Origin of the sequence: Gemmobacter caeni, from assembly GCF_003054195.1 — a bacterium.
GTDB lineage: Bacteria > Pseudomonadota > Alphaproteobacteria > Rhodobacterales > Rhodobacteraceae > Gemmobacter > Gemmobacter caeni.
Genome location: NZ_QBKP01000023.1, coordinates 1 through 20791 on the forward strand (window position 1 = coordinate 1; position 20791 = coordinate 20791).

Consider the following 20791-nt stretch of genomic DNA (forward strand, 5'->3'; position numbering starts at 1 on the left):
CGACGACAGACACCGCTCGGGGCGAAAAACGCTTGCCCAGCGAGCAAAATCAGGCGATCTTGAAGTCAAGCGGCAGGCCACTTGGGGAATGTCGGATCAGAGCGTGTGTTTCGACCTTGTGTTGCTCTGGCGTACCGGCTCGGGCGTATTGTTACGCAAAATGCTGGGAAAATAGGCTGAATCGCGCGAAAACGGGGCAAAGCCGCCATGGCCCGGCTTGTTGGACGTGTCGGCTTCAGGTAGTTTTCCACCGACTATCCCGGTTGGCCTCCTGCGAGTTCGCCTGTCGCTGCGCCGAGCAAGAAGGTTGTTGAATGAACATTATCAGACGCGGCCTTTATGCCTTTCAGTCGGGGCTGAGCCGCAAGAACAAGCAATTTGTTTTGTTCATGATCGACGCCATTCTGCCGCCGGTCATTCTGGTATTGGCCATCGCGGTTACCTACAACGGCTTTTCCCTGTTCACGCGACTGCCGCAGGTGTTTTACCTGCTGCCCGCGCTTTCACTGACCGGCGGGGCGGTCTCGGCCTGGCTGGGTATTCCGCGCGTTCAGCTCAAGTCGTTCGAAACGACGGCAATGCTGCGGACGGCGCTTTACTCCGTGCTCGTGACGGCGGTTGCCGCCGTGATCTCGCGTTTTGTCATGCCCGGTTTCGGCGTGGCGGGCATCACGATCTACGGCTTGATGCTGTTTCTCGCCGCAGTCAGCGTCCGGCTTGGCATGCTGCATCTGCTGCTGTGGGTGCTGCGCAATGGCCAACCCAAGCATCGCGTGCTCATCTATGGTGCGGGGACGACCGGGGTGCAGCTTGTCGCGGCGCTGCGCGCGCACGAGCGGATCGTGCCGGTGGCTTTCATCGACGACAACGAGGCGCTGCATTCGATGACGGTGGCGGGGCTGCGCGTGCTGCCACCCTCTGATCTGAAGGAACTGGTGGAACAGCGCGACATTGACCGCATCATTCTGGCCATGCCGTCGGTCTCTGCGCCCAAGCTGGCACGACTGACACGGAATTTGCGGCAGATGGGCCTCAAGGTGCAGTCCTTGCCGTCCTTCGCCCAGCTTGTCGGCGAGGAAGAGCTGATTGACAACCTGTCGCCTGTTGCGCCGGGGCAGTTTCTGGGGCGCGATCAGGTGGGTGACATGCTGGCCGAGGGCGAGCAGGCCTATCGCGGCAAGGCAATTCTGGTTTCCGGCGCGGGCGGTTCCATCGGGTCTGAACTCTGCCGCCAGCTTATCCCTTGCGGACCGGCCTGTGTGGTGCTGTACGAAGTCAGCGAGGTCGCACTTTATACGATCGAGCGCGAGTTGCAGGAACTTGCCGCCGGCACCGGGGTGGAGATCGTGCCGGTCTTGGGTTCTGTCACCGATTCGCGGCTGACCCGTATGGTGATCAACGATCACAGGATCGAGGTCGTGTTCCACGCCGCAGCCTACAAGCATGTGCCGTTGGTCGAGATCAATCCGCTGGCCGGGCTTGCCAACAACGTTCTGGGCACCCGCACGCTGGCGGAAGCGGCCAATGATGCCGGGGTGGGGCGGTTCATCCTGATTTCCTCTGACAAGGCGGTGCGCCCCACCAATGTGATGGGAGCCTCCAAGCGCCTGGCCGAGCTGGTCGTGCAGGATATGGCCAAACGCTCGCGCGGGACGCTGTTCTCGATGGTGCGCTTTGGCAATGTTCTGGGGTCGTCCGGTTCCGTCATTCCGCTGTTTAAGGAACAGATCGCCAAGGGCGGCCCGGTCACGCTGACACATGAGGATGTGACCCGTTATTTCATGACGATTTCCGAAGCCTCGCGTCTGGTGCTGCTGGCAGGCTCTTTCTCGGATGCCGAAACCTCGCGGGGCGGGGATGTCTTTGTGCTGGATATGGGCAAACCCGTGCGTATCCGCGATGTTGCGGTGCAGCTGATCAACGCCGCGGGCTATTCCGTGCGCGATGACGCACACCCCGAGGGTGATATCGAGATCGTCGTGACCGGCCTGCGTCCGGGCGAAAAGCTGCATGAGGAACTGCTGATCGGTGCGGGCCTGCTGACTACGCCGCATTCCAAGATCCTGCGCGCCCGCGAAGACAGCCTGTCCGAACTTGAGATGGCCAAGGCCCTGCGCGCCCTGCGGTCGGCGATTGCCGTCGGCGACCATGACGGCGCGCGCCGGGTCATCAAGACCTGGGTGCATGGCTACAGGGCACCTGTTCAGGAAACGATCCGCGCAATACGTCGGTGACAGATTGTTGAGCGCGAACGATTGCCTTAAACTGCCGCGGATAGCATAGGCGGAGCGACGATGAGTGCATTCAAGACCCCGGCGGGAAGGTTCCTGCTTGCGACCTCGGTGGTTGCCCTTTGCGCCTCGGGATTTGCGGTTGCGGAAACCGCGCCTTCGCTGAACTTCTACGGCGCGACCGGCCTGATCGACATGCCCTCGGGCGAGGCGCAGCCGGATGGCAATCTCACCGTTTCGAGCGGCCATTTCGGCCCGATCAGCCGCACGACGCTCAGCTTTCAGGTGACGCCGCGCATCTCTGCCAGCTTCCGGTTCCTCGGTATCCGTGACTGGAACAAGAACAGCGCCTGCCAGCCGAATTGCAATTCAGGCATTGATCAGTTCGACATCTACTATGACCGTTCGTTCGACCTGCGCTACAAAGTGCTGGATGAAAGCCGGTATCTGCCTTCGGTTACCGTCGGCTTGCAGGATTTCGCGGGGACGGGGATCTTGTCCGGCGAATATATCGCAGCCACCAAACATATCACCCCGAGCCTGAAGGCTACGGTTGGCGTCGGCTGGGGACGGCTGGGCAGCTATGGCTCGATGGGGTCGCCTTTCGGCCCGCGTGACCCGATTGACGTTGGTGAAGGCGGCAAGGTGAACTTCGGCCAGTGGTTCCGTGGCCCCGCCGCGCCTTTCGCGGGCGTGGAATGGCAGGCGACCGACCGGCTGTCGCTGAAGGCCGAATATTCGTCTGACGATTACGGGCTGGAGGCTGACAAGCGCGGCACCTTTGACCGCAAGAGCCCGCTGAACTTCGGCGCGGAATACAAGCTGAGCCCCTGGATCACCCTTGGCGGCTATTACATGTACGGCAGCGAACTGGGTTTCGCGGCGCATTTCCTGATGACACCGGGCCAGCGTCCGCTGGGCGGTGTGAAGGATGGCGCGCCCGATCCGGTGAAGCTGCGGCCGTCGCGGTCGGTCGATGCCGATGCCTGGTCGCCGGAATGGGTCACGCAGGAAGGCGCTGCACCCATCTTCATCACCAATCTGAACAAACGGCTGAAGCAGGACGGCATCGTGGTCGAGGCCATCGGTTACAGCGCTAACACCGCCGAAGTGCGCATCCGCAACAGCCGCTACGACGCCGAGGCGCAGGCGATTGGCCGGGTGGCGCGGGCGATGTCGCATGTGATGCCGGCCTCGGTCGAAGTATTCGAGATCGTGCCGCTGGCGAATGGCATGCCTGCCTCGCGTGTGAAGGTGCGCCGTTCCGATCTGGAGCGTCTGGAATACGATCCGAACGCCAGTGCGGCCATGCAGAATGCAGTCACCGTGTCGAACCCCGGTCAACGGGCACCGAACCTGACCTACGACCCTGATCTGTACCCGAACCTGTCGTGGTCCATCGCGCCCTATAACCGGGTACGGCTGTTTGACCAGCGCTCGCCGTTCAAGATGGACGTGGGGCTGCGCTTCGCAGGCCGGTATGAATTCGGGCCGGGCTGGGTGCTGCAGGGGTCTGCCACCAAGAAGATCGCGGGTAACCTGGACGAGCCGCCGCCTGACATCACGACGGGCCTGCAGCCCGTGCGTTCCGACGTCGACCTGTATGACGCCAACGCCGACCCGGCGCTGGAAAGCCTGTCGGTGTCGAAATACGCCTATCTTGGCGGTGATGTGTATGGCCGCGTCTCCATCGGTTATCTGGAGCGGATGTTCGGTGGTATCTCGGGCGAGGTGCTTTACAAGCCGGTCAACAGCCGCTGGGCCGTCGGGGCAGAGCTGAACTATGTTGCGCAGCGCGATACGGACGGGCTGTTCGGGTTCAGCGAGTATGATTACCGCGTGGCGACCGGCCATATCTCGGCCTATTACACCTTTGCGCCGGGCTTCCATGCGCAGCTGGATGTGGGTCGCTACCTGGCGGGCGACGTCGGGGCTACGCTGGCAGTGGACCGCGAATTCTCGAACGGCTGGCGTGTGGGGGCATTCGCCACCAAGACCAACGTCTCGTCTGAAGATTTCGGCTCCGGCTCTTTCGACAAGGGGATTCGCCTGGAGGTTCCGCTGACCTGGGGCACCGGCAGCCCGTCGCGGCGGAAGTATGAAACGGTCATCCGTCCCTTCGGCCGCGATGGCGGCGCGAAGCTTGATATCGACGGGCGCCTGTACGAGACGATTCGCGATTATCAGGACGCAGGCATTCAAGAGCAGTGGGGACGATTCTGGAAATGAAGCTGCTGAAATCTGCCCTTGCCCTGCTGACCGCCTGTGCCGTTCTTGCCGGTTGCAGCAGCGACAGCGAATCCGGTTCGCCGCTGGTCTCTACGGCAAAGAACCTGTCCTCCGCGATGCTGAAAAAGCGTTCGGCGGGTGCCGCTGCGCCTGTCACCCGTGCGGATCTGGCCAAGCTGAATGTCCCGGTCATCAAGGGAGAGTTGAAGAGCGGCAATTCGACCATCTATCTTGTGCCGATCGCGCGGAATGGCGCCGTCGACACCTGGTCGACCTCGGATGACCTGACCATTTCGTTTCGGGATGGCGTGATGCTGACGACGCGGGGATTCGGTCCCGACATCATGCAGGCGGTCGTTCCGAGCCGCGCTCAGCTGGCTTCTGGTGGCGGTTCACACCGCCGGAGTTATTTCTACCTGGACGGTGCCGATAAAATGCACCGCTTCGATTATGATTGCAGCGTTTCGGTGATTGGGGGGGAAACAATCACTGTGGTAGGACGGCAACATTCGACCCGTCATGTGGCAGAAACCTGCCGGGGCGGGGGGCGTGAATTCACCAACGAATACTGGTTCGAAGGGGGTAATTTTATTAGGAAATCCAAAGAGTTGCTGGTCCCGGAATGGGGCTATCTTGAACTGGCCCGGGTCATTGACAACGGCTAGAGAATACTACTTACTTTGAGTGTCGCGTTGTGGTATCCGAATGCCCAATCGCCAAACAAAATGTCATGGAGAGACAGATGAAAAAGTTCGCTTTCGCCGCTCTGGCAACCGCTCTGACCGCTTCGACCGCTTTCGCCGGCGGCCCGGTCATCGTTGAAGAAGAGCCCGCCCCGGCTGTGGTCGTGGCTCCGGCTTCGTCGGGTTCGCTGGGTGGCGGCGCTGCTCTGGCCGCTCTGGCCGGCATCGTTGTCGTCGCCGCTCTGGCGTCGAACGACTCGGGCAGCCACTAATCCACGCCTCTCGGCACGGACGAAAATCGTTCCACGGAAGGGCCCGGAAACGGGCCCTTTCCATTTTGTGCCCCTGATTACGGATGAAGATGCTCAAGCGACTGAAACGCAGACTGTTGCGCATCATGACGCGGGCATCACAGGCCAATCTGGGCATGGTGGCCGCCGGTGTGGCCTTCTTTGGCTTCCTGTCCCTGTTCCCGGCCATCGCATTTGTCATGGCGCTCTGGAGCTTTGCAGCCGATCCGACAGTGATCCGTGACGAGATGGCGCTGCTGGCCGATTTCCTGCCACAGGATGCCTTTTCCGTTCTGAACACCCAGGTCGAGGCGCTGCTGTCCGCAAGCAGCTCCAGCGAGCTGGGCTGGACCTCGATCCTGTCGCTGCTGGTGGCCTTCTGGTCGGCCCGCTCTGGCGTCGCAGGCATGATTTCCGGCCTGAATGCCGTGCACCATCACCCGGAGCGGTCAGGGCTTTACGCCATCCTTCTGTCGATGGGCCTGACCCTTCTGCTGGTGGTGATCGCGCTGGCGGCGTTGCTGGCGTCGATTGTCGTGCCCGTCCTGCTGCGGTTTCTGCCGCTGGGGCCTTTTGCGGCGCTGGTGCTGGATCTGGGCAATATGGCGCTTGCGCTGGGCCTTCTGGTGCTGGGGCTGGCGCTGACCTATCGCTTTGGCCCCAATCGCCCCGATCATATCGAGGTGCGCCTGTTCACCCGCGGCTTGCTGGTGGCCATGGTGCTGTGGTTCGCGGTATCACGCGGCTTTGTGCTCTATCTGGCGAATTTCAACAGCTACAACCAGGTTTACGGCTCCATCGGGGCCGTGGTGATCCTGATGATGTGGCTGTATTTCAGCGCGTATGCGGTGCTGCTGGGCGCGGCGGTCGATGCCGAAGCGGCGAATGTGCCAGAGCCGGGGTTGCCCCCGGCGCCGGATCAGTAATCTTTTTCTTTGAAGATCCCGATGCTGGTCTCGCCCTCACCACCGACGGAGCCGCGCAGCGTGACCGTCTTGCTGAGGTCGAGGTTCAGGTTGATCTTGGCCTGACCGTTCTGGTCCACCTCAATCTCGGTATAGGCCTTGGACGAGATGTATTTGCCCGCCTTCAGCGTGGTATCTCCCTGCGCATCGGTGCTGACATCCAGATCGTCGAGGCCAAAGCCCTTCCGCAGCTTGCCGATGATGCCATCGCCGCCCTTACCCGCAAGCGTTGCCACCGCGCTGGCCAGTTGCGCCGCCTGGAAGGCCGACAGCGAGGTCAGGTCGCGCCCGAACAGCAGATGCGACAGCACCTCTTCCTGCGGCAGTTCGGGCTGCGAAACGAAGGTGATCTTCGGGTCGGTCGCCTGCCCCTCGATCTTCACCGAACTCACGATCTCGCCGTCGTCGTTGGAGGCGAGAATGCTGATGAACGGGTCGAAATCGCCCTGAAGCTGCAACAGCGCCTCGGACAGTGTCAGTCGCTTGCCAAGGATGTCCAGCCGCCCGCGTACCAGGTTGAAGCTGCCGGAGGGCACGACGTTGGCTGTGGTGCCTTGCAGGCGCAGTTCACCGCCCAGTTCGGCATCCAGCCCCCGGCCCCGGATGAACAGCCGCTGCGGCGCTGAAATGCGAAGATCGAGCGGATAGGGCCGCCCGCTGCCCGCCCCATCGCCCGCGGCCGTGTCCAGCAGCCCGGCACGCGCGCGTGTGGCATGGACATCCGCAGGCTCCGACACATGGCGCAGCCCCTCCAGCCCGCCCGCAGCGCCGAGCCCGGTGGAGGGCACGACAAGCTCGGTCTCGCTGAGGTCGATATTGCCTGCGATCTGTGCCCCGCCGGTCAGCGGGCCCTGCATCGTGACCCTGCCGTTGATCCGCGTGGTGAAGAGTTGCGGGTCCTTCACGATCAGCTGCTGAAGCTGCACCACAAGATCGGCCACATAAGGCGCGGCGAGGCCGATGGCGCCGCCAATCAGGATGTTGCCGCCCGAGGTCGAACTGCCGGACAGATCCAGCGCCGCGCGGCCGCCTGACAGGCTGATCGTGCCGTTGAAGCCGGTCAGGGCGGTCGGCAGTGACGGATCGCTGACACGGATGTCTGACAGGCTGATGCGACCGCTGAGTGAAGCGGGTTGCAGCGGGCCGCGCAGCGCCAGGTCATACCGGATGCCACCCGAAACCGTGCGCGGGTCGATGAAGGCATTGCCCAGCGCGGCCTGTGCCGCGCCAACAGCTGTCAGATTGGCGGTGCGGAAATCGGGGCTCATGGTGCCTTGCACCTTGGCGTCGATCCCGCCCGGCCCCTGGCCGGTCAGATCCAGCCGATAGCTGTTGCCGTCGTCCACGATCTGACCGCGAACTGACAGGCGGCCCGGAAACTCCGGCAAGAGTGTCGCAAGATTCACCAGATCGGCGGTCAGGTTTACCTGCCGCGTGGCATCAGTGATATTGCCGTCTGCGGCGACACGCAGTTGCGGATTGTCCAGCGTGGCGGTGTTGACCTTGATCCGCCCGCCATCCAGCATCAGATCGGCGGCCAGTCGGGTTTCCCCCGCCAGAAGCCGGTCGGCCTCGGCCTGCCCTATGGCGAGGTTGCGGCCCGTCGCCTTCGCGGTCAGCTTGCCCGCTTCCGGTGTGCCGCTGAAGCTGGCCGTCGCGCTCAACGCGCCGCGATAGGCGCCGCCAAGGGCGCGCAGGTCGCTGAAATCCAGTTCCGCGCTGACATCGCTGCCGGTCTTTGCCAGTGTGCCACGCGCCGAAGCCGCAAGACTGGCGGCCTTGATATCCAGCTTGCGCAGATCAACAGTCTCTCCGGCGATGCCTGCTTCTGCGGAGATGGCTGAGTCGCCTTTCAGCAGAGAGTCGGCCTCGGGAATGCCGATCTTCAACGCCTTGCCCGTGCCATCGAAGGTCACGGTGCCCGCTTCTGGTGTGCCGGTGAAGCGTGCGCGCCCGGTCAGCCCGCCTCCATAAGGCCCGCCCAGCGCGGACAGATCGGTGAAATCCAGATCGGCAGACAGGTCACTGCCGCTGGTGGCCAGTTGGCCGCTGATCTTTGCGCGCAGGCTTGCCGCTGCAAGATCAAGCTGCCGCACCCGCAGCCCGGTTTCGTCGCGGATTACCGAAAGGTCTATGGTGCTGGACCCGGCCAGCAGGTTGTCGGCCTCGGTGATGCCCGTGCGCAGCGCAGTCCCGTTGATCTGGCCGGTCACGTCAAACTTGCCGCCCAGCAGGGCATAAGACCCGCCCAGGGTCATCTCTGCCCGGCCACCAACAGGCTGCCCGGCCAGCGCGGCAAAGCGGCTCAGATCATCGGCGCGCAGGTTACCCTGCCCGGTGAGTGACAGCGCCTCCTCAAGCCCCGCAATGTTGACGGTGCCATCAAAGCTGTAGTCGGCCCCATTGAGCGCCAGTTTCGTCAGTTGCAGCGCGTCATAACCTTCGCGCCAGCGAAACCCGACGCTGCCCTTCACACCTGCGCCCAGCGCCTGCGCCAGTGCAGGGTCCGTCGGTTCAATCCCGTCGGCGGTGATGTCGAAATCGCCCGAGACGGCGGGCTTGCCCTCTTCGCGGGTGATCAGGCCCTTGCCCGCGATTTTCGCCTCGCGCAGCTTCAGGTCAGCCCGGTCGAAGCCCGTCATCGCGATATCGGCAGTCCATGCCTCCGCCTCGGACGCATCGAAGCCGAGCGCGATATCGGCATGGGTGATCGAGGTCGGAATATCGGTGCTGAGCGGCAGCAGGACCGGCGTGCCATCCTGCCCCAGCGACCCGCGCAGGGCAAAGCGTTCGGGCAGCCCGTCCGCCGCCAGCGCCAGATTGCCCCGCAAGTCCAGCGCCTGGGTGCGCAGCGTCAGATCATCGACCGTCAGCCGGCCATCCGCGGCCTTCGTGCCCTGGGCGGCCAGTTTCACATCATCGCCGAAGAATTCGGCGTATTCCGGCAGAAACATCGGGGCCGGATCGCCGCCCAGATCGGCCGTGAAGCGCATCCCGCCATCTGCGGCTTCAGCGAGCGTCACCTTGCCGGCCAGTCGTTCCGACCCGCCCGAGGCCAGCCGGATATCAGCCGCATAGTCGGAAAGTGGGCCTTCACCTTTCACGGTCAGCTCGATTGCCGGATTGCCGGGCAGACCGATCAGCGAGGAAGCAATGCCGCCTGCGGCCTCTTCCACGGCCAGATCCAGCGCCAGAACACTGGTTTCATTGGCATAGCTGGCGGTCAGGGAGACATCGCCCGCAGGCCCGTCATCCGTCCGCCTGAGGGTCAACGTGGCCTTGCCCTCGCCTCCGGCGAGGCTGGCCGAGGCATTCAGCGTCGCCTCGACCGGCTGGCCCAGCACGGTTGGCCCCAGGACGATATGGTCGGCGCCCAGGGTGCCGATCTCGACTGAAACGGGCAGATCGGGCAGGGCAAAGGCCGTGGCCTCGGGCGCGGGCAGGCTGGTATCGGCACTGGTCGCGGGCAGGCGGTCAAGCACGATCTCCGCTGCCGTCAGCCGGTCGACGGACAGGCGTCCGGTCAGCAGGGCCGACCGGCTCCAGTCCAGCACCACCTTGTCCAGCGTCAGCCAGATGCCGGTATCATCGGCGATGGTCAGCTTTTCGATAGTGGCCTGTGACGACAGCGCCCCGGCAAAACCGGTGATCGTCACCTTGCGCCCGGCGTCGGAAAGGTTGTCCTCCAGCAGAGCGGTCAGCCAGTCGCGGTCATCCTGCTGTGCATGCGCCGCGAAGGGCAGGATGCAGAGGGCGAGAACAAGGATGCGTTTCATCAGAAGGACTGCCCGATACCAACATAAATCTGAACGCCGTCGCCGGTGCTGCCCGCGACCGGGGCCGCGACATCCAGCCGGATCGGCCCGAAGCCCGTGTTGTAGCGCAGGCCGAGGCCGGCGCCTGCATGCCAGTCGCCGTAGGAATCGCCGAAATCGGTGGCGCCGATATAGCCCGCATCAGCGAAGCCAACGATCCCGATGGTGTCGGTGACGCGGGCGCGCACCTCTGCCGAAAGCGCCGCGAAGGCCATGCCACCGATCTTTTCGCCGTAAAGCGCCTTCGAATCGATACCAAGGGATTGATAGGGCTGGCCCCGCACTGTGCCGCCGCCGCCCGAATAGAACAGATAGTCGCGCGGTGTGCCCAGAAGATCGCCGCCGAAGATCGCACCGACCTGCGCCCGAGCGGCAAGGGTGATGGGGCGCTTGTCGCCAAATGTCAGATAGGCCCTGCCGTCTGCCTTGAGCCGCGCGCCGCTGTCAGTGATGCCGAAACCCAGATAGGGACGCAGCTCGGCATCCAGGTAATAGCCTTCCCGCGCATCCATCTTGTTGTCGCGGCTGTCCCAGGTGGCGCCGATCGGCAGGGCGAGATGTTCGTAGGTATAAGAGGCGATGATGTCATCGACCTTGGCATAGGTGAATTCCAGTCCGACGCGCCCGGTCAGTTTTTCCGAGAAGTACTGGCTGAAGCCGATGCCAAGCGTGCCAATGTCGGCGGTGTAATCCTCTTCGTCCAGATGGGCCACCTTGGTTGAAAAGCTCAGGGTGGTATCCGGTGTCAGGGTTGCGGGACGATCAATCGTGACGCCCAGACCGTAGTCCACGCCACTGTTCTGCGCGCCGATATTGTCGATCTCGCCCTCGACCTTCAACCGCTCGCCGCCGCCCATCAGGTTGCGGTGCAGCCAGTAGCCGGTCAGGCTCATCCCGTCGAGGCTCGCGATTTCGGCGCCGATGGAATAGCGGCGGCGCTTTTCCTCGACCACGGTGGCGGTGATACCGATAAAATCGGGCGAGGTGATGGTTTCATCCTCGGTCAGCGTGACCGAGCGGAACACCCCGGTACGGCGCAGCCGTTCCGCGCTGCGTTTCAGGGCGTCGGGGTCAAAGACCTCACCCTCCGGCAGGCCCGCGATCTTGTGGATGCGGCGCTCGCGCATCCGCTCTTCTCCCTCGATCTTCAGCTTGCCGAAGCGCAGTTTGGGGCCGGGTTGAAGGCCGACCCGTGCGGCAAGCGTGTTGCTGCGGTGATCGGCCACAATGTCCTGACTTGCAACCTCGGCCTTGGCGTGGCCGTCGTCGCGCCATGCGTCAACGCCGGTCTGCACTGCCTCCTGCACCAGCCCGCTTTCGGCGGGTTTGCCGGGGGCGAATCCCTCGGGCATTTCGGTTCCGGCGGGAACCGGCGCGACGCGGGTTTCCGAGAATTTGAACGCCGGGCCGGGGTCGATGGTCACCCGGACCGATCCGATGGCCTTCGGCGCATCCAGCGGGGCGATGCCGGCGGCTTCCCGCCCGTCGATCAGGACGTGGACGACAGGCGAGTAATAGCCGGCGGCATAGGCGGCGCTGACCAGGCGGCCATATTCAGCGCGGGCTGCCGAAAACACATCTTCCGCAGCGGTCTTGCCTTCGGATTGCAGGCCCAGCAGGGCGGAGGCATTGCGCAGGTCTTTCTTCAGCCCGTCGGGGCCGGAAGTCACTGTAAATTCTACAGGTTCAAGCGCACCGGCCGGGGTGGCAAGGGCTGCAAGGGCGGTCATTCCGCCGATCAGGCCAACTACTGGAAACGAACGAAACCGGGCCACGCGCCTCTCCCCTGACAAGAGTTGCGAAAACTATCGCATCTTGTGGGGTGAACCACAATCGCCGCTATCCATGGGGCGGCGCAGGTTCCGGGGGGCGGGCGTTGATTCGCCGGTGCGTGCGGGTAAAACAGAAGGGCGGAGATCTTGCGATCTCCGCCCAGTTGGTCACCGCACCGTAAAGTCGTGCCGTCGCGTCGCCGTCACCAGTTATCCGGCCCCTTCTCGATGAAGCGGCGGGCGAGGAAGTCAATGAAGGCCCGGACCTTGGGCTGAGTGAAGCGTCCGGGCGGATAGACCGCATAAATGCCCAGCATTTCCACCGGCAGACCGGGAATCGCCTCTTCCACCTGACCCTTGCGCATTGCTTCGGCGCAGAGGAACGAAGGCAGGAAGGCAATGCCAAGCCCGGCAATGGCGGCATTCAGCAGCGACTGGCCATCGTTGACCGTCAGCCAGCCGTTCGAGCGCACCTGCCGCTTTTCGCCCGAAGGCGCCGTCACCTTCCAGACGTTGCCATTGGCCTGGTTGGAATAGTGCAACAGCTTGTGTTCGTTCAGGTCGTCGATCTTCAGCGGGCGGCCATATTTCTGGAAATAGCCGGGTGCCGCGATCATCCGCTTGGAGGTTTCGGTCAGCTTGCGGGCGCGGAGGCTCGAATCCTCCAGCTCGCCCACGCGGATTGCCATATCGAAGCCTTCGGAGATCAGTTCCACATAGCGGTTGTTCAGCACCATGTTCACGGTGATTTCCGGGTATTCGGCCAGAAACTCGCCGAGAATCGGCGACAGGAGGTTCACGCCGAAGTCTGTTGCCACCGAAATCCGCAAGAGGCCCGAAGGCGCGCTTTGCATCGAGGTGACCAGCGCATCGGCCTCTCCCGCATCGTTCAGCACGCGGCGGGCGCGGTCATAATAGGCAAGCCCGATTTCGGTCGGGCTGACGCGGCGCGTGGTGCGGTTCAGCAGACGCGCGCCAAGCCGCGCCTCCAGCGCCGAAACGTGCTTGGACACGGCGGATTTCGAGATGCCCATTTTCTTGGCTGCATCCGTAAAACCACCCTGATCCACCACGGTGGCGAATGCTTCCATCTCGGTCAGTCTGTCCATTGTCGTCCCCATGCGTCTTATGCAGGTCCATGAGGGACTATTGGTTTCGAATTGGGGCGAGACAGGGGCAAGGACGCGACGAACCGGCGGTATATTGGCGGATCGTTCATGGCATGGCACCAATCCTGACCCGGATTATTGTGCCGCCACCTCTCGCGACGGGGCCAGAAGGCGTTCGCTGACCTCATGCAGGGCCAGTGCCGCCGCGCCATGCGCCCAGAGCAGATCGCCCCAGGCGTGGATCTTGACCGGCGGTTTCGGGCGCCCGGTCGAGATGGCAAGCTGTTCCATCTCGGCCAGAGTTTCGGCGGCATACAGATAGTCGTAGCGCATCCGTTCCCCCGACAGGATGATCAGCGAGGGGTCGAACAGGTTCACCACATTCGACAGCCCGACCGCGAGATATCGCCCGGCGCGGCGAAAGATCGACCGCGCGGCGGTATTGCCTGCCTTCGCATGGTCATACAGGCTTTCCAGAAGGACATTCATCGACTGCCCTTCCTTGTGCGCCCAGTTCAGCGCGGTGGTCGCCTCGCGTGCAAGCGCATAGTCGGCGACATAGGCTTCAAGGCAGCCGCGTTGCCCACAGCGGCACAGCGCGCCATCCAGTTGCACCTTGGTATGGCCAAGCTCCATCCCGAGTCCGCGTGCCCCGCGATAGATCCGGTGATTGATGACGCAACCCATACCGACGCCGTGTTCAATGGTGACCACGGCGAAATCGGCAAGGCTGCGGCCCGCGCCGAACCATAGCTCGGCCAGCGTCACCAGATTTGCGTCATTGTCGATATGTACCGGCAGGCCGATGCGCGCGGTAGCGGCCTGGGCCAGCGCCACACCCCGGTCCGCCAGAACCGAGGACCACATCACCATTCCCTGTTCGCAGTCCACAAAACCCGGAACGCCGAGGCCCATGGCCGAAAGATCGCGCGGGGTGATGCCCGCCTTGGTGCAGACGCGGTGCAGCAGGGTATCCATCGCGTCCAGCAGTTCGGGCAGGTTCATGGCGCCCGGTCGGCGCGGGATCACGTCGCCCGCGATCAGCTTGCCCGCGAAATCGACGACCACGGCAGTATGTTCGCGGTCCGAGAGTTTCATGCCGGCCACAAGATGTGCTCCGGCGCGCACGCCCAGCGCTACCGCAGGGCGACCACGACCGGGCTGGTCGCCGTCACGCGGGGCCGCGACCTCCTCAATCAGACCGCTTTCGATCAGTTCCTGCGTGATCGTCGTGACAGAAGCAGGCGAGACGGCCAGTTCCTTGGCGACCTGAACGCGCGGGATCAGCCCGGCGGCGCGTACCCGTTCGAAAACCTGCTGCCGCAGGGGGCGCGTCTGTTCGGAAAGCGGGGCAATCAGCGGGCCGCATCCAACCCGGTCCGGGGTCCGACGCTCGGGTTCATGCGGTTTCATTTATTTGACCTCCAAATAAAAACGCTGCATTGCGGCGCGTATGTGGCGGAATTTCTGCGCTGCGGCGTCATGTTTCGGTCTTTTTTTAAGCGTATCCAGTGTTTGACGATTATTTTTATTTTGACAACTGAAATTATTATGGGCAGTTTCAGGGCGTGCCGACGAATCCGTCGGACCGGCCATTCGCTGGCCGCATCCATAGGGAGGAGAAACATGCGTAATGCGCTGATCGCCGCGGTCGTGGCGGCTGCCGGGTTCAATTCGGCCGCGCTGGCCGAGGGGCTGACCATCGGTGTGAGCTGGTCGAACTTTCAGGAAGAACGCTGGAAAACCGATGAGGCCGCGATCAAGGGTGCGCTGGAAGCAGCGGGCAACAGCTATATCTCGGCCGATGCCCAGGCATCTGAGGCCAAGCAGCTGACGGATATCGAGGCGCTGATCACCCAGGGCGCCGATGCGCTCATCGTGCTGGCCTATAACAAGGACGCCATCGGCCCGGCCATTGAGAAAGCCGCAGCCGAGGGGATTCCCGTTGTGGCCTATGACCGGCTGATCGAAGACCCGCGCACCTTCTATCTGACCTTCGACAACAAAGGCGTTGGCAAGATCATCGCCGAGAAGGTCGTCGAGGCGGCGCCGAAGGGCAATTATGCCATCATCAAGGGTGATCCGGGCGACGCCAATGCGGGCTTCCTGCGCGAAGGCATGGAAGAGGTTCTGGCGCCGAAAGTGGCCGCGGGCGATATCACCATCGTGGGCGAGCAGTTCACCCAAGGGTGGAAGCCCGAAGGTGCGCAAGAGAACATGGAGCAGATCCTGACCGCCAACGACAACAAGGTCGATGCGGTTCTGGCGCAGAATGACGGCATGGCCGGCGGCGCCATCGCTGCACTTCAGGCGCAGGGTCTGAATATTCCGATCGGCGGGCAGGATGGCGACCTCGCCGCGCTGAACCGCGTGGCGCGGGGCACCCAGACTGTTTCGGTCTGGAAAGACTCGCGTCAGCTTGGCGCCAAGGCGGCCGAGATCGCTTCGGCACTGGCCGGTGGCACCGCGCTGGATGCCGTTGACGGTGCGTCCAAGTTCTCGGGCGGGGAAAAAGGCGTTGAAATGAACGCCATCTTCCTCGCGCCGACCCCGATCACCAAGGAAAACCTGAATGTTGTGATCGACGCTGGCCATATCTCGAAAGAGCAGGCCTGCGAGGGGGCTGCCGACGACGTGGCGGCCTGCAAGTAAGACCTGCATCGGCGGGGGTCTTTGACCCTCGCCGACTTTCATGGGCGGCGAGGCTGCCCGAGCTGCGACAACGGCCCGGCGGATATGGCCCTTCGCCTCGCCCGTCTGCACCCTTTTCACCGTAGTGCCGGACGATCCCATGTCATCATCCTCGAATACCCGCGCCGGAGCGACCTCCGGCCCCGTGTCCCGTTTCCTGAAAGCAACCGAAATCGACACCCGCCTGTTGGGCATGATCGGCGCGCTGTTGCTGATCTGGGTCGGCTTCCACCTTTTCGGTGTTTTCTTCAAGGGTTCGGGTTCGTTTCTGACCCCCCGCAACCTGTGGAACCTGTCGGTCCAGACCGCCTCTATCGGCATCATGGCCTGTGGTATGGTGCTGGTCATCGTCACGCGCCATATCGACCTGTCAGTCGGTTCGGTTCTGGGCTTCTGCGCCATGGTCATGGGCATCGTGCAGGCTCGCATCCTGCCCGAGTTTCTGGGGCTGGGTCACCCGCTGATCTGGGTGATTACGGCGCTGGTCGGCATGGCGCTGGGCGCGGCCATCGGGGCCTTCCACGGCTGGCTGGTGGCCTATCGGGGTATCCCGGCCTTCATCGTGACGCTGGGCGGCCTGCTGGTCTGGCGTGGCTTTGCCTTCCTTCTGGCGCGTGGTGAGACGATCTCGCCGCTGGACAGCACGTTCTCGCTGCTGGGGGGCGGGCCTTACGGGGCGATTGGCGCCATGGGAAGCTGGATCGTTGCCCTGATCGCCTGTGCCGCAATCCTGTGGATGTTGTGGAATGGCCGCCGCACCCGTGCGCTGCATGATTTCCCGCAACGCCCGGTCTGGGCTGAGGGCGTGCTGGCTGCGCTGGGCTGCGGTCTGGTGATCGGCGCGACGCTGCTGGTCAACGCCTATCCCTGGCCCAAGGGAATCGTGCGCCAGTATGCAGCTGCAAATAATCTTGAAGTGCCCGAGGCGGGACTGTTCATCAGCCATGGCTGGGCCATCCCGGTGCTCATCATGCTGGGGGTTGGTGTGGTGATGACAGTCGTTTCCACCCGCACCCGCTTTGGCCGCTATGTCTTTGCCATGGGTGGCAACCCCGACGCGGCCGAGCTTTCTGGCATCAACACCAAATGGATGACGGTCAAGATCTTCGCCGTCATGGGCTTCCTGACGGGCCTGTCCTCGGTCGTGGCCTCGGCCCGCCTGAACTCGGCCACCAATGCGCTGGGCACGCTGGACGAGCTTTATGTCATCGCGGCGGCGGTCATCGGCGGCACCTCGCTGGCGGGCGGCGTCGGCACCATCTACGGCGCGATCATCGGGGCGCTGGTGATGCAGAGCCTGCAAACCGGCATGGTGCTGATCGGCTTCGACGCGGCGCTTCAGAACATCGTCGTCGGCTCGGTTCTGGTGCTCGCCGTGTGGCTGGACATCGTTTACCGCAAGCGCGCCAAGTAAGGGGGACGGAACATGACGAACAAGGGAACCCCGCTGGTCGAGATGCGCGACATCTCCATCTCCTTCGGCGGCATCAAGGCGGTCGATCATGTGACGATCGACCTGTATCCGGGCGAGGTTGTGGGTCTGCTGGGCCATAACGGCGCCGGGAAATCGACGCTGATCAAGTGCCTGTCAGGCGCCTACCAGATGGACAGCGGCGAGATTTTCATCAACGGCAACAAGGCCGAAATCCGCAGCCCCCGCGATGCGCGCGGTTATAATATCGAGACGATCTACCAGACGCTCGCGCTGGCCGACAACCTCGATGCCGCCTCGAACCTGTTTCTGGGGCGGGAACTGATCGGGCCGGGCGGCTTTCTGAACGACATCGCGATGGAGGCCGAGACCCGCAAGATCATGGGACGGCTGAACCCGAACTTCCGCAAGTTCAACGTGCCGGTTTCGGCACTGTCGGGCGGACAGCGGCAGTCGGTCGCCATCGCGCGCGCGGTCTATTTCAACGCCAGAATCCTGATCATGGACGAGCCGACCGCCGCGCTTGGCCCCCACGAGACGCAGATGGTGGCGGAACTCATTGCCGAACTGAAAAAGCAGGGTCTGGGCATCTTCCTGATCGAGCATGACATCCATGCGGTGATGGAACTGTGCGACCGTGCCGTGGTGATGAAAAACGGCCAGCGTGTCGGCACGGTGAACGTGAGTGATGTGACGGATGATGACATTCTGGGAATGATCATCCTGGGCAAGAACCCCCCACAGGCCTATTGATATGTATATCGGGCTTGATCTTGGCACCTCCGGCCTCAAGGGCGTGGTGATCGACGAAAACCAGGGGGTCGTGGCGGAAGCCACCGCCTCTCTGGCGGTTTCGCGCCCGGCAGAAGGACAGAGCGAACAATCCCCGGCCGACTGGATCGCGGCGGCGGAAACGGTGATGGATGGTCTCGCGCGCCGGACCAGCCTTGCGGCCGTCAAGGGGCTCGGCCTGTCGGGCCAGATGCATGGGGCGACGCTGCTGGATGCGGCGGACGAGGTTCTGCGCCCCTGTATCCTGTGGAATGACACGCGCGCCCATGCCGAGGCGGCAGTGCTGGACGGCGACCCGATGTTTCGCCGCATCACCGGCAATATCGTCTTTCCCGGCTTCACGGCCCCCAAACTCGACTGGCTGCGCCTGCATGAACCGCAACTCTGGCAGCGCGTTGCCAGGGTGCTGTTGCCGAAGGATTATCTGCGGCTCTGGCTGACCGGGGAGCATGTGGCCGAGATGTCGGATGCCGCCGGCACAAGCTGGTTCGATACCGGCGCGCGCGACTGGTCTGATGACCTTCTGGCAGCTACTGGCCTTTCTCGGGCGCAGATGCCCCGGCTGGTCGAAGGGTCCGAGGTTTCGGGCGTGCTGCGGGCGGAACTCGCGCGGCGCTGGGGCCTGCCCGAGGGTGTGGTCGTCGCGGGCGGCGGGGGCGACAACGCGGCCTCCGGGGTTGGCGTCGGCGTGGTGCGGGCGGGCGATGCCTTTGTCAGCCTGGGCACCTCGGGCGTGCTGTTTGCCGCGAATGACGGCTATCAGCCCGCGCCGGAAACCGCCGTGCATACCTTTTGCCACGCCCTGCCGCAGACCTGGCACCAGATGGGGGTGATCCTGGCCGCGACCGATGCGCTGAACTGGTATGGCCGGTTCGTGGATCGTGATGCGGCGGCGCTGACCTCTGAACTGGGCGCGGTGCAGGCGCCGGGCAAAACGCTGTTCCTGCCCTATCTGGGAGGCGAGCGCACGCCGCTGAACGATGCTGCCGTGCGGGGGGCATTCATCGGACTGGAACATGCAACCGACCGCACGGCGGGAACGCGCGCGGTGCTGGAAGGCGTGACTTTCGCTTTCCGCGATTGCCGGGATGCGCTGGCCGCCACCGGCACGCGGCTGGAGCGGTTGATCGCGGTCGGGGGCGGCTCCCGCTCCGCCTACTGGCTGCAAGCCATTGCCACCGCGCTGGGCGTGCCTGTGCTGCTGCCCGAGGCGGGCGATTTCGGCGGGGCCTTTGGTGCCGCCCGTCTGGCCCTGATGGCCGCCACCGGGGCGGGGGCGGAAATTGCCACCCTTCCCCCCATCGCGCATGTGATCGAGCCGGTCGCCGCGCTTTCCGATGCTTTCGACGCGGGCCATGCCCGGTTCCGCGCCGCACAATCCGCAATCCGAGGACTGACATGACCGACTTCTTCAAGGGTATTCCTGCCATCCGCTTCGAAGGCCCTGACAGCACAAATGAATTTGCCTTCCGGCACTACAATCCTGACGAGGTGATCCTCGGAAAGCGGATGGAAGAGCATCTGCGCTTTGCTGTCGCCTATTGGCACAGCTTCGCCTGGCCGGGTGGCGATCCGTTCGGAGGTCAGACGCTTGATCGCCCCTGGTTCGGGGACACCATGGCGCTGGCGAAACTCAAGGCCGATGTGGCTTTTGAGATGTTCGATATCCTGGGCGCGCCCTTCTACTGCTTCCACGATGCCGATGCGCGCCCCGAAGGCGCCACCTTCGCCGAAAGCCTGCGCAATCTTGAGGAAATCGTGGATTACCTCGGCGAAAAGCAGGTCAGCCACAAGGCAAAGCTTTTGTGGGGCACCGCCAACATGTTCAGCCACAAGCGCTGGATGTCAGGCGCGGCTACCAACCCCGATCCGGATGTCTACGCCTATGCCGCCGCCAATGTGAAGGCGAACATGGATGCCACGCATCGGCTGGGCGGGCAGAACTATGTGCTCTGGGGCGGGCGCGAGGGCTATGAGACGCTCTTGAACACCGATCTGAAGGCCGAACGGGAACATGCCGGGCGCTTCCTGCAACAGGTGGTCGACTACAAGCACAAGATCGGCTTCAAGGGCGCCATCCTGATCGAGCCGAAACCGCAGGAACCTTCAAAGCACCAGTATGATTACGATGTGGCCACCGTTTATGGCTTCCTTGTCCAGTTCGGTCTGGAAAAGGAGGTGCAGGTGAACATCGAGCAGGGCCACGCCATTCTCGCCGGGCATTCCTTTGAGCATGAGATCGCGCTGGCCGCCTCGCTGGGCATCTTCGGGTCCATCGACATGAACCGGAACGATTACCAGTCCGGCTGGGATACCGACCAGTTCCCGAACAATCATGCGGAAAAGGCGCTGGCCTTCTACGAAATCCTGCGCGCGGGCGGCTATACCACCGGCGGCACCAATTTCGATGCCAAGATCCGGCGACAGAGCCTCGACCCCGAGGATCTGATCCTTGCCCATGTCGGTGGTATGGATACCTGTGCGCGGGCGTTGAAGGCGGCGGCAGCCTGTCTGGAAGATGGCGGGCTGGAGACCGCGCGCGCCGCGCGCTACGCGGGCTGGCAGACGCCTGCTGCCAAAGCGATGCTGGAAGGCTCGCTGGAGCAGGCGGCAGCGCGGGTGACGGCGGAAGGGATTGAGCCGCAGCCGAAATCCGGGCGGCAGGAGCGGCTTGAAAACCTGTGGAACCGCTTCATCTGAGACTGTGCGGCCGGGCATATCAATATGTCCGGCCATACATATTGTTTGCACTATCAAAATATAGAATAAATCCGTCTTTTTG

The 20791-nt window shown here is 63.4% G+C and carries 14 protein-coding genes; 10 read left to right on the forward strand and 4 right to left on the reverse strand.

The genetic code is table 11. The features are described from left to right. Positions 1-314: 314 nt before the first annotated feature. The 5 genes from C8N34_RS22565 to C8N34_RS22585 all read left to right on the forward strand — a co-directional run bounded on the left by C8N34_RS22565 (position 315) and on the right by C8N34_RS22585 (position 6359). Complete coding sequence (locus C8N34_RS22565) at positions 315-2234, forward strand: polysaccharide biosynthesis protein (RefSeq protein ID WP_108130591.1); 1920 nt, start codon at positions 315-317, stop codon at positions 2232-2234. A 60-nt stretch (positions 2235-2294) separates the two neighbouring features. Next, positions 2295-4460: a YjbH domain-containing protein gene (locus C8N34_RS22570; RefSeq protein WP_054304140.1), complete on the forward strand. Its 2166-nt coding sequence runs from the start codon at positions 2295-2297 to the stop codon at positions 4458-4460. Further along, positions 4457-5125: a YjbF family lipoprotein gene (locus C8N34_RS22575; RefSeq protein WP_054304139.1), complete on the forward strand. Its 669-nt coding sequence runs from the start codon at positions 4457-4459 to the stop codon at positions 5123-5125. The genes C8N34_RS22570 and C8N34_RS22575 overlap by 4 nt, the downstream gene beginning before the upstream one ends. Positions 5126-5202: 77 nt before the next feature. After that, complete coding sequence (locus C8N34_RS22580) at positions 5203-5415, forward strand: hypothetical protein (protein WP_054304138.1); 213 nt, start codon at positions 5203-5205, stop codon at positions 5413-5415. 83 nt (positions 5416-5498) lie between these two features. Beyond that, a complete protein-coding gene (locus C8N34_RS22585) occupies positions 5499-6359 on the forward strand; it encodes a YihY/virulence factor BrkB family protein (RefSeq protein ID WP_108130592.1) in 861 nt (286 codons plus the stop codon). Here the strand turns inward: C8N34_RS22585 and C8N34_RS22590 are convergent. From C8N34_RS22590 to C8N34_RS22605, 4 genes are all read right to left on the reverse strand, one after another. Further along, positions 6353-10174, reverse strand: a complete 3822-nt coding sequence (locus C8N34_RS22590) for a translocation/assembly module TamB domain-containing protein (protein ID WP_108130593.1) — start codon at positions 10172-10174, stop codon at positions 6353-6355. The two genes, C8N34_RS22585 and C8N34_RS22590, sit on opposite strands and share 7 nt — an antisense overlap. Further along, a complete protein-coding gene (locus tag C8N34_RS22595; RefSeq protein WP_242013890.1) occupies positions 10174-11988 on the reverse strand; it encodes an autotransporter assembly complex protein TamA in 1815 nt (604 codons plus the stop codon). The genes C8N34_RS22590 and C8N34_RS22595 overlap by 1 nt, the downstream gene beginning before the upstream one ends. A gap of 200 nt (positions 11989-12188) precedes the next feature. Then, the gene (locus C8N34_RS22600; protein WP_054304134.1) at positions 12189-13094 is read right to left on the reverse strand and encodes a LysR family transcriptional regulator; all 906 of its coding nucleotides are present in this window, start codon (positions 13092-13094) and stop codon (positions 12189-12191) included. Positions 13095-13229: 135 nt separating this feature from the next. Continuing rightward, positions 13230-14507: an ROK family transcriptional regulator gene (locus tag C8N34_RS22605; RefSeq protein ID WP_054304133.1), complete on the reverse strand. Its 1278-nt coding sequence runs from the start codon at positions 14505-14507 to the stop codon at positions 13230-13232. Between the two features lie 213 nt (positions 14508-14720). Between C8N34_RS22605 and xylF the strand changes: the two genes are divergently transcribed. The 5 genes from xylF to xylA all read left to right on the forward strand — a co-directional run bounded on the left by xylF (position 14721) and on the right by xylA (position 20709). Continuing rightward, complete coding sequence (gene xylF / locus C8N34_RS22610; protein WP_054304132.1) at positions 14721-15746, forward strand: D-xylose ABC transporter substrate-binding protein; 1026 nt, start codon at positions 14721-14723, stop codon at positions 15744-15746. A gap of 139 nt (positions 15747-15885) precedes the next feature. Beyond that, positions 15886-17199, forward strand: a complete 1314-nt coding sequence (locus C8N34_RS22615) for a sugar ABC transporter permease (protein ID WP_054304131.1) — start codon at positions 15886-15888, stop codon at positions 17197-17199. Between the two features lie 12 nt (positions 17200-17211). Further along, positions 17212-17970 carry an ATP-binding cassette domain-containing protein gene (locus C8N34_RS22620; RefSeq protein WP_054304130.1) on the forward strand — a complete coding sequence of 253 codons (759 nt, stop codon included), beginning with the start codon at positions 17212-17214 and terminating at the stop codon, positions 17968-17970. Between the two features lies 1 nt (position 17971). Then, entirely contained in the window at positions 17972-19411 is a 1440-nt protein-coding gene (gene xylB, locus C8N34_RS22625) for a xylulokinase (RefSeq protein WP_108130595.1), read from the forward strand. Further along, positions 19408-20709, forward strand: coding sequence for a xylose isomerase (gene xylA / locus C8N34_RS22630; RefSeq protein ID WP_108130596.1), 1302 nt, complete (start codon positions 19408-19410; stop codon positions 20707-20709). The genes xylB and xylA overlap by 4 nt, the downstream gene beginning before the upstream one ends. Positions 20710-20791 lie beyond the last annotated feature (82 nt).